Genomic DNA, 14,686 nt, shown 5'->3' on the forward strand with positions numbered 1-14,686 from the left:
CAACGATCCCCGCTCAACAAGCGGGGATCGTTTTTTTTGACCAAATTTAAAGCCTTATCAAGTTCTTTAGGGGACCTCCAAAGTTATCTTCCATCTGCTGCAGGTTCCAATTACCCGTTCTCCCTTGACGCTTGGTTTCCACTCTTTTTTTCGCCCGAAAATAACGTCTTCAACAGCGGCGGCGTGACAAGCGTCGTCAATATCACGACAATAACAACGGAGGTGAAGTATTTCTGCAGCAGCAGTCCGGACTCCAGACCCGTTGCCGCTATAATGAGAGCTACCTCTCCGCGAGAAATCATTCCCGACCCGATCGCGAGCGATGAGCGGCCGTTAAACCCGGTGAGCTTGGCGCCCAGCCCGCCTCCGAGCAGTTTGGTCAGGATCGCAACAATCGTAATAACGCCCATGAACAGAAGTTGATTACCAGCACCTTCAAACGTAATGTTAAGACCGATGCTGACAAAAAACACCGGAACGAAAACGGAATAAGCCACCGGCTCCAAGCGGTCCTCGACGTCATGCTTGAACGGAGTCCGGGACACGGCAATGCCCGCTGCAAAAGCGCCAATAATAGCGGCTACCCCCATGAGATCGGCAAAATACGATAAGGCAAAGCACACGATAAGCGCTCCGCTGATGACGGCTTCTGTTACGCGCAGAGGTGCAAAAAACTTCAAGAACCAAGGGACGGCCAGCCAACCGACAACGATAGCAACGACAAAAAACAGCAGCTTTTTGCCGATGAGCAGGCCAAGGGAGATGTCGTGACCGGTGCCAAGCAAGCTCATCATCACAGCCAGCAGGACGACGACGATGACATCATCCACAACCGCCGCACCCAAGATCGTCGTGCCTTCCTTTGTGTTCAGCCGGTCCATTTCTTTCAGAGTCTGAACGGATATGCTAACCGAAGTGGCACACAGCAACAAGCCCAGGAAAAGTCCCTGGTTATTGCTCAGGCCAAAAACAGTTGCTGCTCCATAGCCGCCGATAAACGGCAGTATAATGCCTCCAACCGCTACGGCGAACGCCGACTTCCAATTTTTTCGCAGCTGTTCCAAATCGGTTTCCAGACCCGCCATAAACATCAACAGCAGTACGCCGATTTCAGAGAATATGGATATAAATTCATTCGGATGAATCCAGCCAAGCACAGCGGGACCGACAAGAATGCCGGCAAGCAGCTTTCCAAGAACAGCAGGCTGCCCTAGCCTGACGAACAAGTCCCCAAGCAGTTTGGTAGCGAGCAAAATAATAGCCAAGTATAGCATCATTTCCAACATTTAACCGCCTCCTTCGAGTATGAATATTGTGACCAGTCTTGAACTCCACCATCCATATCCGGAAAAAGGCACAAAAAGAGCCCGTCAACGACAGGGCTCTCCTATAAGAACGCAGAAAGAGCCTGTCGTGACAGGCTCCTCCGGTGTTCCGATGTATGAATTTCTTATATTATACATGATTAAATGCATTAATGCAATTTGGCACCAAACTGAATGAACTGTTGTTTAACCTCTATTATCCCGGAATTGCAGTGACGTAACATGATTACCATTTACGAATAGCGATCATAAAGGAAATCAGCGCTGCGATGGAGGAAAACGTTCTTACATGATTCCAGGGTAACCAGCCAGCAATATACTCGCTCCATACTTGCGCTCCCTCGGCAGCCCCCGGACTTACAGCTGCTAGAGAATTATTAAGCGGAACATTGAAGATGGCCGTAACCAGAAACACTCCGACAAAAATAAACAAGCTGCCAATGATTACATAGACCGCGCTATGGTTGCCCGATTTGAAGAACGAAGCAACGCCCAAAACGACGCTTAGGATGGTGGTCCCCATAAAGACGAGCATAAATAACGATTGCAATATCGTCGAATTGAACGACTGCATGGCAGAAATGCCCTGCTCTGCAGGAAGCCGGGAAAGCGATGTCATCACGAATGCCGAAAAGGTGAAAAATACGCCGGCCAGCAATCCGGATCCTAACGTAGATGCGAAGGTCAGATAATATAAAAAATTCACCACAGTTATTTCCTCCTACGATTTGATCGACCGCTTTGCTAAATTATTGTTTTAACCCCAAGCTCCGTCTGTAGCCGCCTGCCGTGCAAAGTCGAAGAAATCCCTTGGCTTTCTTCCTAGTATTTGCTCCACGCCATCCGCCGGAATCTCGTTTCGGCCATCCAGCACGGTGGAGAACAAATAAGACAGCAGTGTTATATACTCATCAGGTACTTGTTGTTGTGTAAGCATGGATAGGAATTGTTCGGAAGTAAGCTCGACATACCGAATATTCCGCTGACAGGCTTGAGCGATCAAGGACGTAGCTTCCGCAAAAGTAATTGCCTGCGGACCCGTCAATTCATACCGCTGCCCGATATGCCGGTCATCTGTCAAAGCCGAGACGACTGCATCTGCAATATCGTCTGCATCAATGAACGGTTCTCTCACGCTTCCTGCCGGCAGTGCTACCACTCCCGCTTGTACCATGTCATACAGGAAGCTCTCGCTGAAATTCTGGCAAAACCAGCTGCAGCGGAGGATCGTCCAGTCGGCGCCGGAATTCTGCAGCGCAAGTTCGCTCCGCTGAGCTTCCTCCTCACCTCGGCCGGACAAAAGAACTAATCGGCGCACGCCGGTTTCTACGGCCAATCTCGCGAACGAACCGATCGCTTGAGCAGCACCCGGAACGGCCAAGTCCGGATAATAGGTAATATACGCTGCCCTTGTCCCTTGCAGTACAGGCTCCCATGTGGACGAATCGCTCCAATCAAAGGGCTGCTCAGCGGAACGTGATCCGGAACGGACCGGTATTCCCTTTTGCAGCAGCTTCTCTGATACCCGACGCCCTGTTTTCCCCGTACCGCCTACGATAAGAACCGGCTGATTCATTCAATCTCCTCCAATATTTTATTTAGTTGCACAAGCAAACGTTGTGCGATTGAAAAACCGAATGCTCATTTCATTCGGCACTTTCCAAGCGGTTGCTTACCTCGTTCAGCTGAAGCGAGAGTTCATCGTCCTGGCTGTTTAATATCGTGTTATAACGCTGCCGCAGCTTTTGCCAACATTCGTGGATTTGGCTCTCCATCTCTCTTCCCCGGTCTGTTGCGTAAATCAAGGACATTCGGCCGTCCTGGCGGCTGCTGAGAAGTCCTTTGGCTTGAAGGCTCTCGATGAGCCGCGTAATGGTGGAAGGCTTAAGATGGAGGCTTTGGCCGATTTCTTTCTGGGAAATGCCGTCCTTCTCCAGCACCGTCAGCATCAGAAATGCAGAGGTTGGGTTTAGTCCACTTGGTGCAAACTCATCTTCGGCCATCTTGGTAATAATCCTGCTGAGGCGATTGGCTGTGAAATACAAGCATTCTTTAAAATAAGTGTCCAACATGTCGCTGCCTCGATTCAAAGTTCAATTTAATGTTTGCACAAACAAATATAATACACTTTCTCCAACTTGTAAAGAATGGAAATGTGAAGTGACTTTCACATTTTGAGCAATGGCACGTTAGTGCCTTATTGCCATCGCGGACAAAAAAGGAAGACTGCCGGACATCAGCCCGTCAGTCTCCTCTTCCCTACTTCGCAGTATGCTCCTCATCATATTCGCTGGACAATTCCTTCAGCGATTTGATTTTGCCATGGGGATGCTGTTCTTGCTTGCGTGACTTCCAGGCTGCTTCATTTCTTCTTTTCTGGTGAGCCATGACAGATATCCTCCTCTGGAAAAGTGAGTTGTATACCACTTCCTTATGTTGTCATTCCAGGGCCCTGTTCATTCGTGAAAAGAAACAGCCTCTATCACGGAACAATTCCTGACGGCGTTCATGCATCGCACTTCATTGTTTAGCCTTTCTCAATCGGATCTTGGGCTTCGTCAATTCATAGCTGTGCTTTACCATCTCATGGATATCATCATCCTGGAGGTCCCCATCCAAGATCACCGTATTCCAGTGCTCCTTATTCATGTGATACGCCGGCGTCACTTCTTGGAACATACTGCGCAAAAAATCGGACCGGCTCGGTTCGCATTTCAAATTGACGCACAAGTGATCGTTGTGATGGAAAATCAGCGCAAAGCTCTTTTTGTTCCCTTTATGGCGGATTACAGTCCATTCTGCTCCAAACGGATGGTCTTCATAACAGGCCGGGTAGGACAGACAGTATTCAATGATTTCGTCGATCGTCATTTGCTTCCCTCACTGCTTGATTTTTTGTAATTCGACATGATTATTTATTATAATCCAGCCCTATTGGTTTTTCATTTTTTTGTGAAGAGTAGAAGCAATCCGTAGATAAAATAAAGGATGCAAGCCGTGATGACGCTATACAGAAAAACAGGAATAGACGTCGGCGCCCATACTTGAATGAATGCCCAAGGTAATCCTCCGAGCAGGAGGGTCGGCAGCATGCTTATAAATATTAGAACGGCAGCAACCATACAAATATGGATGAGCAGCAGCAGCTTTCTTTTTCCGGTTAAAGGGCTTCTCCTGCGTTGTTTAACGGCTAGCTTTCTAACGATTCGGGCTGACAGGACAATCCATAATACACCGAATAAAATGACGATGATTTCGAGGATACTCACGATTCGATCCAGCAGTTGATAGCTGTCGGTATGATTCACCGCCGGAGACTGCCCTTTCCACAAGTCCATCACGCCTTGTCCAATTGCCGTTGTATAGCTCGTGTTCATATTGGCGAGAATCGCCACACCCAGCTGTTGATCCGGCTGCAAAATAAAATACGACGTAAATGACGGATTCTCACCGGCATGAAAAATAACATTTTCCTTGCTTTTGCTCATGACCGCCCATCCGTTGGCATAATACGTATTCTGGTCAAAAGGATTTACCGACTTGTCCGGATTGTGCGACTCCTGAATCAGTTTGGGATCGATGACCTGTTCGGGAGCGCTCTTTAGCTGGAGCTTGATCCATTTCGCGATATCATTCGCATTGCTGACGATATAACCCGCAGGGGTGTTGCCCCGGTAAATCGGAGGTGTGAATGGCCTATGTTTCATCCATCCGATTTTATAGCCGGAAGCCATATGGTCTGGTTGAGTCGACGATACACCCACGAACGAGCTAGTCATGCCGATCCGATCTAAAATGTGCTGCTTCATGTACTGATCATAGGGCATGTTGGAGACCCCTTCGATAATTAGGCCCAGCACGTCGTAATTGATCGTTGCGTATTCAAAGGAACTTCCCGGCTTTCGGTTCAGCGTCTGGCCCCGCAATGTTTTTACCGTCAGCTCAAGCGCGTTGTCCGCTTTGCTTTCAGGGATCCGGGTGATCGTATTGGAGGCGATGCCGCTGGTATGATGCAGCAGCTGGTTAATCGTTATCTTTTGCGGCACACCGTGATAAGTTAACTCTAACCATGGGATGTATTTTTGAACATCATCCGTCCGATGCAGCAGCCCTTGCTTCTCCAGCTGCAAAATCGCTAAACCCGTAAAAGCTTTGGTCGTCGAACCGATTTCAAATAAGGTATCGGAAGTTACGGGAGTTTTCGTCTTTACGTTCGCGTATCCAAAGCCTTTTTGATATACCGTCCCTTTCTCGACAATCACCAAAGAGATTCCGGGTATTTTACTGATGCTTTGCTGGTTTTTAACATACTGTTCGATCTTATGGATCTTATCGTTTGACTCCGCCCACACGATTCCTGGAGCGATACTGCTGATGGTCATAACGGCTGCAAGTAATAACAAGCCCATTTTGATCCATGATTTCAATGCGTTCATTCTTTTTCTCTCCCTAGTTCATTGACATCTGCCTGGCTTCATGAGTCGATTGCGATTTACTTATTTTTTGATGGTTATCCGTTTACCGTAAGTCAGCAGACGCCATAGCCATTCCATAGGCCCCATACGAAACCGTTTGAGCCAAAAGGAACTGAGCGGAATCTGAACGGCATAGATGCAAAGTGCGATGATTGTCGTATCATCCTGATTCATTCTGCATCACTCCTCATCTTGCTGTCTTCCGTCGCACCTCGCTAATGTAAGCTAAATGGAAAGTGATTTGAATAGAGAAAGCCTTACATATGCCTTACACTTTAGTAAGGGAATCATTTCCTCTATACGAAAAGACGATCATCCCTAATAGGAACGACCGTCTTTAATCACGGCAATGCCGGATGCCGCAAACGATGTATTTACCGATGGCTTAATCCATGAAAAAAGCACCCCGCGACTCGGTATAGGTACATACCGGATTTAGGGGTGCTGCTGCCAAACTAATGATTAATGTCACATTTGTTCATAATAAATGCGATCTGATTCTCGAGGCGGTTAATGTCTTCCTGCGTCTTGGGGTCTTCCTTGCCCATGCCCCGGAGCGAGGCGAGCTCCTGCTTCAACTGATGCAAATCCTCCCCGGCATTGCTGCAGTCATAGTTGCTTTCCAGGTTTTCGAGCATATGCTTTTCCTCCATTTTCTCTTGGATGTACTTCCCTATTATGGAGGATTCACCCGAAATTATTCAGAATGGGGTCAGCGAAGAAATTGGTTATGTTCCTTTACGAATCACACTCTAGATCCCTTGGTTTAAAAGCACATGAACGGCGTATGGTTCCAGGAGAATGCGGCCTTCAATGGTTTGCTTGCTCAGGGCATCTATATACGTGCCCCCCAGTTCTACATCGACGGATTCACTGCGGTGATTCAGCAGCATTAAGTAGCTTTTGCCATCCTTTTCTCTTTCAACTGCCTCGACTCCATCATATTTTTGGGACAAGGATGGGACAGCGTCCTCCCTTTCCAGAACCAGCTTCATCAAGCTCTCCATCGCCCGGTCATCCAGGTCGCACCCGACGTAATAAACCTTCCCTTTACCATAGGTGTGAACAGTAACTGCCGGTGTTCCGCTGTAATAATGACTCTCATAATCCGCGAGGCTCTCAGCCCCTTCCAGCTTAAGCACATCGCACCACATGGAAGCGGTGCCGTCCCCGAACTCTCCGCTCACGGATACGGTCCGGCCGAAATTAACCGAGTCATACTCTTCCAGTTCAACGCCTGCCAGTCTCCGGAACAAGCCCGGCAGGGCCAAAGTCGTCATCCGGTTATTCCAGGTACGTGTTCCCGACCGGAACGTGATGAGCAGCGCACCGCCGCCTGCCACATATGCCTCACATTTGTCTGCGATCTCCTCCGTCGTCAAATTAAATGCCGGCATCAGAACAAGCTTGTAAGGCGTAAAGTCATTCTCCACGCTGACCACGTCTACGCCGACATGCTGCCCGGCAACTGCATCGTAGTAGCCTGCCAGCAGAGCTTCATAACTGAAATTCCGGTTATGAGGCTGAGCGCGGTGGCTCCACACTTGATCATAGCTTTTAATGAGGGCTACGGTATTGTTATTGGCGGCCCCTACGAACAGGGGTGACAGTTCTTTGAGTTCATGTCCGATCGCGGTGATCTCCCGGTACCTTCTCCGGCCGATGCCGTCATGATCAAGGATGCCGTGCCAATACTGTTCGATGCCGACCGTGCAGGCCCGCCAGCGGAAATAGACCATGGCATCCGCTCCATGCGCGATCGCCTGATAGGTCCATAAACGAAGTTGTCCCGGCTCGGGCGTATCGCCCAACGAGTGCCAGCCGCACGGACCGCTCTGCTGTTCCATCATCCAGTAGTTTTGATTTTTGATGCCGCGCATCAGATCATGGGCCATGGCGACGGTCAGAGGCGAAGATTTGCCCCACATATTATTCGGATAGTTATCCCAAGAGATAAAGTCAAGATCCTTGCCTAAGTCGAAGTAATCGATCTCGCTGAAATGACCCATCAAGTTATGGGTGATCGGCAGGGAGGTGCATGCACGAATCTCTTCGATTTGAAGCCGCTGATAGGCGGCCGTCGAGTCGGAATAGAATCGGCGGTAATCGAGCTGCATGCCGGGATTATGGTTATATGGGGTGGACATCAATCCGCCGGAACCGCCCTGGCTGAAGCCGTCGCTTGCGGCATACGTAGGAAGCATAATTTCTTCCCAGCTGCGGTAAGTATGGCTCCAGAACACGGTTCCCCACTCTTCGTTCAGCTTGTCGACAGTGCCGTACTTTTCGCGGAGCCAGATCCGAAAAGCATGCAGATCGCTCTGGCAGTAGCACGGACCGCCGAATTCGTTATCGATCTGCCAAGCAACGATGTGCTCATTGTCTTTGTAATGCTCGGCCATGACCCGGGCAATGCTTGCGGAATACTTCTGATACACCGGATGATTAACGCAATAATGCCTCCGTGTACCAAAACCTTTAGTTAAGCCGTGAACATCGACGGGGTACATATCCGGATATTTGTCCATCAGCCACTTGGGAGCCGCCGCCGTCGGTGTTCCCAAAATGATCTTGATCCCTTCCTTGGCCAGCACCTCAATGGCATGGTCGAGCCACGCAAAGTCGTACCGTCCTTCCTCCGGCTCCAGTTTGGCCCAGGCGAATTCCGCCAGCCGGACAATGTTGATATTCGCTTCCCGCATCATTCGGGCATCAACGGCCCAACGTTCTTCGGGCCAATGCTCAGGGTAATAATCCACGCCGAAATACATGGGCATCTCCTCCAATATGTATCATTATTTTGCTTGATAACATCTTCTTGAACCCATTATATTATTAATCATATGAGGCTGAAATCGTAAGATTTTGATACTATAGTATAACAATTATGCTAAAAAGGAAGCTGAGATATGAGAATCAATTACTTCATTCCGAGCCCGCGATTCACGAACCTCATTTGTTATCCCGAGTCGTTCGGACATTATGCAGATGAGCCATCACACAGTGAAAACCGGACGCACGGACTCTCCACCTATAACTGGCATATCGTACGCGGTGGGAAAGGATACATTCAAGTCGGTGAAACCATACTGGAACTTGGCCAAGGTACCGGCTTTCTATGCGGCCCCGGTGTTCCCCAGCGGTATTATGCCGATCAAGACGAGCCTTGGGATATCCGGTGGGTTCATTTTACGGCTCCTGGTCTTAGTACGTTACTCCAAGGGAGAGGTGAACGGGAGGCATGGGTATTTTCGTGGGAGGGCGCGGACCGGCTTGATCGGCTGTGGTCGGATCTCCTGGCCACCGGCCTTCACCCGCTGCAGGAAGGCGAAGCACGGTTGTCCGCGATGCTGTACGAAATGCTTGCCGAGTTCATCATGTACGTAGACGGCTCGGAAGAACGTCCTCAGCCGGGGATGCGCACCAAGCTGATGGAGACGGCGCAGTGGATTCGAACTCACAGCCATCAGCCTCTTACGCTCGAGCAAATGGCGAGCCAGGCAGAGTACAGTCCCTCCCATTTCAGCAGGCAGTTTCACGGTTTGTTCGGCAAAACGCCGATCGAGTTTTTGAACGAATGCCGTATTCTACAATCCAAATCCCTGCTGATATCAACCGGTTGGACCGTGAAAAAGGTCGCGGAGACAGTCGGATTTGCCAGCAGTACGTACTTTATTCAGCGTTTCCGCAAAAACGAAGGCATTACGCCAGAGCAGTTTCGGGAACTTCGTGGCGTTCACGTCAAGTGATGCGTTATTAACGGGCGTCTCAATCCTCACAGACGGTTAGAACTACGTTGCCTTTCTTGTGGCCTTGCTCAACATAGGCATGTGCCTCGGCGGCTTGCTCCAGCCGATAACGACGGTCGATAACCGCCCGGAGCTGACCCGCTTCGATCCGTTCCTTCAGAAAGGCCAAGTCTTTCGCGTTTTCCTTCATATTTCCGCCAATCACCTTCTTGCTGCTCGTCAAGCTGGCCCACAGCCCGCGAACGATGATCACCGGGTTCACATGATAAGCCCGAAGGTAGACACCGTTGGGTGCCAAAAGCTTGACGCATGCTTTAAAGGGGCTTTTTCCCACCGTGTCGAAAATAATATCGTAAGGCGGGCCGTCATTAGGCAGCTGCTGTTTCGTATAATCCACAACCCGATCGGCTCCAATTGACGTCACCAGCTCTGCATTCGAAGCGCTGCATACTCCGGTGACTTCCGCTCCAAAGTGCTTTGCCAGCTGCACGGCATACGTGCCGACGCTGCCTGAAGCACCATATACGAGTACGCGCATGCCGCTTTTTATTTTCCCTGCTCTAAGAAACTGGAGCGCTGTGAGGGCGCCAACCGGAACGGCAGCCGCCTCTTCAAACGTCATATTCGCCGGCTTTAGCGCCACGCTCCCCGCCTCGGGCAGGCATTTGTATTCCGAATATGCACCAAAGCTGCTGCCACAGGCTGCGTAGACGGCATCCCCTGGCTTGAAGCGGGTAACACTTGATCCCGTGGATTCGACCACACCGGCCAGTTCAAATCCGAGAATCCGGATGCGCTTCGGTCTCCACAATCCGTTGAACAGTCTTGCCAGAAAAGGGTCCGCCCTGCGTAATCGCCAATCTCCTGCTGCAGCGGTTGTAGCATAGACCTTGATTAATATGTCGCCTGCTTTAGGGGCAGGCTTGGTCATTTCCTTGAGCTGAAGCACATTTGGCGGTCCGTATTGTTCATACACGACGGCTCTCATTTTTCCGCCCCCTGTGTTGGTTTCGGACCTGTCCCTGCGCTGCTTCCAGACTCCGTTCTGACCAAACCGCATAACCCATACCTGCGAGAGCGATTCCCATCGGAACCGCCAATACCCGATCCAGCGGGTGTGGAAGCAGTGATGAAGCCAGTGTCGACACAGCGGCGCAAGCCAACAGAACAGCTGTCCAGCGCGGGAGGATCCCGGCGCGGAACGTAGCTATGCCAAGCAGCAGACCGCCGAGCACATACAACCCACCACCTACAGGTGCTACTCCGGGCAGGAGCCCGAGGTTGGACACGGCTGATGATCCGGCAAAAATCCCTAAGTACCCCTCCACGAAACTCGGTGCATCCGCAGCGATAACCGGTAAAACAAAAGCTTCTACAAAGGTGAAAGCCGTTGTAGCTGTCCAAAAGAGACCAAACAGGAGAAAACCGGCCAATCCGGTCCACCCGGCTACATGGACTTGCCTTGTATAAATTCCGGTTATGCCGAGCAGTCCGAGTAGAGACATCGCGAGAGTCATGTAATGGACGATGGCCCAGGCCTTTGTGGTAACGGATGATAGAATTTCAGGCGGATGAATTGCCTGGATGACGATAAAAAGAATGCCCGCCAAGATGGCGGATAAACCGCTCCAACGAATGACGCGATAAGCTGTTATGTTCATATCGTTTTCTCCTCTTTGTTTTTATTCTTGTCGACGATTAGCAAGTTCTGTTCACTCTGGTATATTTACTGACAGCCTTCTTGTGTCCTATTAATCTCTGATGGTGATTTCGGGTGTGGTTCTAGCCGGATGACTGAAATCAGCCGCAGGTTGAGATCGCGGAATCTTCTAAGCAAGCCGTATAAGGCGGGTTGATCGGCCACGGGTCCGGTCAAAATGGATGTTCCGTCTGGCTCTTGATTGAGACGAAGTCCCTCGAACCCGTCAGCCCACCGGTCGCCGAGATATCCCTGAAACCGAATTTCATACCGTTCAGGCTCATTTGGGTTATCTCGTATATCATGTGTTTCGTTCATTCAACCGCCTCCCTTAATTTCCTTTCCATTTCATGTCGTGGTCAGTCTCCTTTCATCGTGCAGCTCCGTTCCTAAATTGAAGATACAAGATCATGTGGTGAGACGGCATCACCAGATGTGGTGATTTTAATTGGTCACTGTACATTCATTCGAAGTAAGCGGCATAAAAAAGAGCCCCGATCCTGGGCTTATTCCTCCTTCCAGGTCCGAAGCTATAAGGAAATCGCGATGTCACAAGTCATCAAGCTCTTCGGCGCGCCTAACGGCTGCCCGACGATTGTTCACCTCAAGCTTGTCGTAAATATTTTTGGTATGAGTTCGCAGTGTATTCAGCGAGACATGGAGCTCTCGTGCGATTTCAGGCCCGCTCAAATCGGTTTTGAGCAGACGCAGCACGTCCCGCTCCCGTTCGCTCAGCGGCTCTCCAACTGCCTTTTTCGCAGCCGATCCGCTCCCCTCCTTGCCAATGGATAGCAGAAGAAGCCGGACATAGTTTGGACAGATCCCTCCATTCCAAGCTGCTTCCAGCAATGCGGCCATCGGTTGGCCCTCGTCTGCAAAAATCCGAACGTACCTTTCCGGCTCTGCAAGTGTCAGTGCTCGTTCCAGCGATGCAAGTGCGGAGGACATGTCACCTTGGCTATGATGAGCAAGGGCTTGAAGGATCAAAATTTCGATTTGACTCCCCGTCCTTCCGCTGTCTGCCGCTGCTTGGGACAGGCGTTCCAGGAATCCCAACGTTTCCTGAATTGGTGCAAGGTTACTTGGATGCGGGTGCAAAAGTACCAGGGCGAGGGTTATGTGCTCAAATTCGCGCAGATAGTGCAGGTCATCCGCTGTGGAGAGCCCCTGTTCGTGTACCCACTCGGCAGCCTCGCTCCATCTATTCAGAGCCAGCCACACGCGTGCTTTCAAGGCCGACACCGGACGCACGTTTGGAAAAAAATCACCGACATACCGCTGCTCAGCCTCTTGAAGCAGTTCAAGCGCGCCATCCAAGTCTCCTTGCGATTGCCGAATACGCGCCATAGCTACCCGCCAGCGGTACGGATATTGGGGCAGTCCCATTTGCTCACCCAACTCCTGGCTTCTGTGCAGATGCTGCATGGCGGCGTCCAAGTCCCCCTGCTCCCGGCTTAGCTCGCTCATTCCGACGTACATGTCCGCTGTGCCCCGCATTTCAGGAGTACCCATCTCCGCAGCAAGCAGTAATCCATTCTGAAAGATATCCATGGCCTGGCGAAGCCGCCCCAACGCTATGTTTATATCGGCCAGAGCGATGGAGCCCCCGATCGCGTCCGAGATGTTCCCTGCCCGCCGGACATTCGCCATTCCCTCACTGAACATCCGGTACGCCTCCTGAAGATCACCGCTCGTCCATGCCGCAAGACCAAGGAGCGCGGCTGCCGCGCCGCGCCGAAGATGATCGTCCGCCGGAACGAGTTCAAGTACTCTCTTCGAATATGTAATGGCGGCGGGGATATCCCCCATGGCCTGGGCATAAGCGGCGCGGTATCCGGCAATGGTGCCCGGAAGGCGACGAAATTCCTCCTCGTCTACGTAACACATATCGGTTGCTGAAGTTTCCGGCGTCCTATCCAATGAGGAATTCTCCAGCCACCTTTCGGCATCGCGTAACCGTTCCTCTGCCCCTTCGACCTGGCCGACGGCAAGTAACGCCCATGCATATTCAACGCTGAGAACGGGCCTATGGCGAATGATTTCCTTGGGCAGCGCCTGAATCCACCCGAGCACTGCGGATTCCTGCCTGCTCCTGCGCATGGCTGCCCAAGCCTGCTCGATCAGATCTGCCGCTCGAGGGAAGTCTTTGGCGGCCAACGCATGCCCTATTGCTTCGGCGTAGGAGCCGTGCCGTCCGTACCACTCACTCGCACGCCGATGCAGTTCAGGAATGAGGTCAGGCTGATCCGTTCTTAAATGTATGGACAGCACTTCACCAAAAAGATGGTGATAGCGATACCACTGCCGCCTGTCATCCAGGGGCACGATAAAGAAGCTGCCCTGCTCCAGCGATTGAAGCCGAGCTCCCCCTTCGTTCTGGCCGGTAACGGCATCGCACAGCGGGCCATGCAGCCGATCCAGAATCGAGGTTTGAAGCAGGAAATTACGGACATCGGCCGGCTGACGCTGAAGAACCTCCTCGACCAGATAGTCGACGATGTACCGGTTGTCTCCGGCGAAGGAACGGATAAAAGCGGGAATGTCATTACGTCCCTGCATCGATAGAGCCGCGAGCTGCAGCCCCGCGATCCAGCCCTCGGTACGATGATCCAGCGCGTCAATATCCTCTGCTGACAGATGCAGCCCCATCACCTGATTGAGAAACTCGGCTGCTTCGCCTGCAGTAAAGCGCAGGTCCGAGTCGCGCAATTCGGTTAAATGGCCGCCGGCGCGAAGCCTGCTGAGGGAAAGCTGCGGGTTCTCCCGAGTCGCGATCACCAGGTGCATTTGCGGCGGTAAATGCTCGACCAGAAACGCGATGGTATGATCGATCTGCCTGTCTCCTACAGCATGATAATCGTCCAGCACAAGGACGAATTCAAACGGCATTGTTGAAATTTCATTCAGCAGCATTGTGAGCATCGATTCGGCTTCCGGTGGCGGTTGGGATTGGATTGCACGCATTACGGTTTCTCCGAAATGCTGCTCTATTGTCTGCAAAGCAGCGACTAGGAGCGCAAGCAGACGCAGACTATCCTTATCCCTTTCGTCTAAAGACACCCAAGCGACAGGCCGTTCATAACCGGCAGCCCATTCGCTGATCAGTGTCGTCTTGCCAAAGCCGGCGGAAGCAGAGATTAAGGTCAACTTGCGCCCCATCCCCGCCTTCAGCCGCTCAATCAGACGCGGCCTAGCGACGAGCCTCGTTCGTGGCTGCGGGATGTATAGTTTAGTAGATAATACAGGAAGTTCCGGAATATTCATGGATATAATCCCTCGTTAAACCCATTTTTGCTCATATCAATCCGCATCCGAGATAGCCCCATTCTATGATTTATATCCATCATGATATCTTTAATCGGATGTTTCCACCACTAAAATTTAAACGAATAAACGGCTGCTTTTACATCTTCAGTGTATGGTTCTACGACGATGACC

Annotated in this window: 15 protein-coding genes; 1 reads left to right on the top strand and 14 read right to left on the bottom strand. The window is 51.1% G+C overall.

Annotated elements, in window-relative coordinates:
* Positions 1 to 110 precede the first annotated feature (110 nt).
* The 10 genes from IAE55_RS29785 to IAE55_RS29825 form a co-directional block, all read right to left on the bottom strand.
* Positions 111 to 1,283 (bottom strand): cation:proton antiporter, encoded by a 1,173-nt coding sequence (locus tag IAE55_RS29785; RefSeq protein ID WP_200634673.1) that lies wholly within the window; start codon positions 1,281 to 1,283, stop codon positions 111 to 113.
* A 268-nt stretch (positions 1,284 to 1,551) separates the two neighbouring features.
* Positions 1,552 to 2,034, bottom strand: coding sequence for an anthrone oxygenase family protein (locus IAE55_RS29790; protein ID WP_200634659.1), 483 nt, complete (start codon positions 2,032 to 2,034; stop codon positions 1,552 to 1,554).
* 48 nt (positions 2,035 to 2,082) lie between these two features.
* A complete protein-coding gene (locus IAE55_RS29795; protein WP_145159087.1) occupies positions 2,083 to 2,901 on the bottom strand; it encodes an SDR family oxidoreductase in 819 nt (272 codons plus the stop codon).
* A 70-nt stretch (positions 2,902 to 2,971) separates the two neighbouring features.
* Positions 2,972 to 3,328 carry a MarR family winged helix-turn-helix transcriptional regulator gene (locus IAE55_RS29800; protein WP_234489966.1) on the bottom strand — a complete coding sequence of 119 codons (357 nt, stop codon included), beginning with the start codon at positions 3,326 to 3,328 and terminating at the stop codon, positions 2,972 to 2,974.
* A 256-nt stretch (positions 3,329 to 3,584) separates the two neighbouring features.
* Entirely contained in the window at positions 3,585 to 3,713 is a 129-nt protein-coding gene (locus IAE55_RS34005; protein WP_219845392.1) for a DUF6254 family protein, read from the bottom strand.
* Between the two features lie 132 nt (positions 3,714 to 3,845).
* The gene (locus IAE55_RS29805) at positions 3,846 to 4,196 is read right to left on the bottom strand and encodes an MmcQ/YjbR family DNA-binding protein (RefSeq protein ID WP_105442521.1); all 351 of its coding nucleotides are present in this window, start codon (positions 4,194 to 4,196) and stop codon (positions 3,846 to 3,848) included.
* A 71-nt stretch (positions 4,197 to 4,267) separates the two neighbouring features.
* Complete coding sequence (locus tag IAE55_RS29810; RefSeq protein WP_234489967.1) at positions 4,268 to 5,761, bottom strand: serine hydrolase domain-containing protein; 1,494 nt, start codon at positions 5,759 to 5,761, stop codon at positions 4,268 to 4,270.
* Between the two features lie 60 nt (positions 5,762 to 5,821).
* Positions 5,822 to 5,974, bottom strand: a complete 153-nt coding sequence (locus tag IAE55_RS29815) for a DUF418 domain-containing protein (protein ID WP_145159083.1) — start codon at positions 5,972 to 5,974, stop codon at positions 5,822 to 5,824.
* Positions 5,975 to 6,255: 281 nt separating this feature from the next.
* On the bottom strand, positions 6,256 to 6,438 hold the full coding sequence (locus tag IAE55_RS29820) for a DUF2524 domain-containing protein (protein ID WP_076164415.1): 183 nt from the start codon (positions 6,436 to 6,438) through the stop codon (positions 6,256 to 6,258).
* Between the two features lie 114 nt (positions 6,439 to 6,552).
* The gene (locus IAE55_RS29825) at positions 6,553 to 8,571 is read right to left on the bottom strand and encodes a beta-galactosidase (protein WP_186381919.1); all 2,019 of its coding nucleotides are present in this window, start codon (positions 8,569 to 8,571) and stop codon (positions 6,553 to 6,555) included.
* Between the two features lie 138 nt (positions 8,572 to 8,709).
* Here IAE55_RS29825 and IAE55_RS29830 point away from each other — a divergent pair, with 138 nt between their 5' ends.
* On the top strand, positions 8,710 to 9,549 hold the full coding sequence (locus IAE55_RS29830) for a helix-turn-helix transcriptional regulator (RefSeq protein WP_145159079.1): 840 nt from the start codon (positions 8,710 to 8,712) through the stop codon (positions 9,547 to 9,549).
* 19 nt (positions 9,550 to 9,568) lie between these two features.
* Here the strand turns inward: IAE55_RS29830 and IAE55_RS29835 are convergent, their stop codons facing one another.
* The 4 genes from IAE55_RS29835 to IAE55_RS29850 form a co-directional block, all read right to left on the bottom strand.
* A complete protein-coding gene (locus tag IAE55_RS29835) occupies positions 9,569 to 10,537 on the bottom strand; it encodes an NAD(P)-dependent alcohol dehydrogenase (protein WP_145159077.1) in 969 nt (322 codons plus the stop codon).
* Positions 10,518 to 11,210: a hypothetical protein gene (locus IAE55_RS29840; protein ID WP_186381918.1), complete on the bottom strand. Its 693-nt coding sequence runs from the start codon at positions 11,208 to 11,210 to the stop codon at positions 10,518 to 10,520. Before IAE55_RS29840 ends, IAE55_RS29835 begins: the two co-directional genes overlap by 20 nt.
* Positions 11,211 to 11,275: 65 nt before the next feature.
* Positions 11,276 to 11,566, bottom strand: coding sequence for a hypothetical protein (locus IAE55_RS29845; RefSeq protein ID WP_145159075.1), 291 nt, complete (start codon positions 11,564 to 11,566; stop codon positions 11,276 to 11,278).
* A gap of 231 nt (positions 11,567 to 11,797) precedes the next feature.
* Positions 11,798 to 14,512 carry a LuxR C-terminal-related transcriptional regulator gene (locus tag IAE55_RS29850; protein ID WP_200634660.1) on the bottom strand — a complete coding sequence of 905 codons (2,715 nt, stop codon included), beginning with the start codon at positions 14,510 to 14,512 and terminating at the stop codon, positions 11,798 to 11,800.
* Positions 14,513 to 14,686 lie beyond the last annotated feature (174 nt).

The organism is Paenibacillus sp. S28, from assembly GCF_016624415.1.
GTDB classification, from domain to species: domain Bacteria; phylum Bacillota; class Bacilli; order Paenibacillales; family Paenibacillaceae; genus Paenibacillus_AQ; species Paenibacillus_AQ favisporus.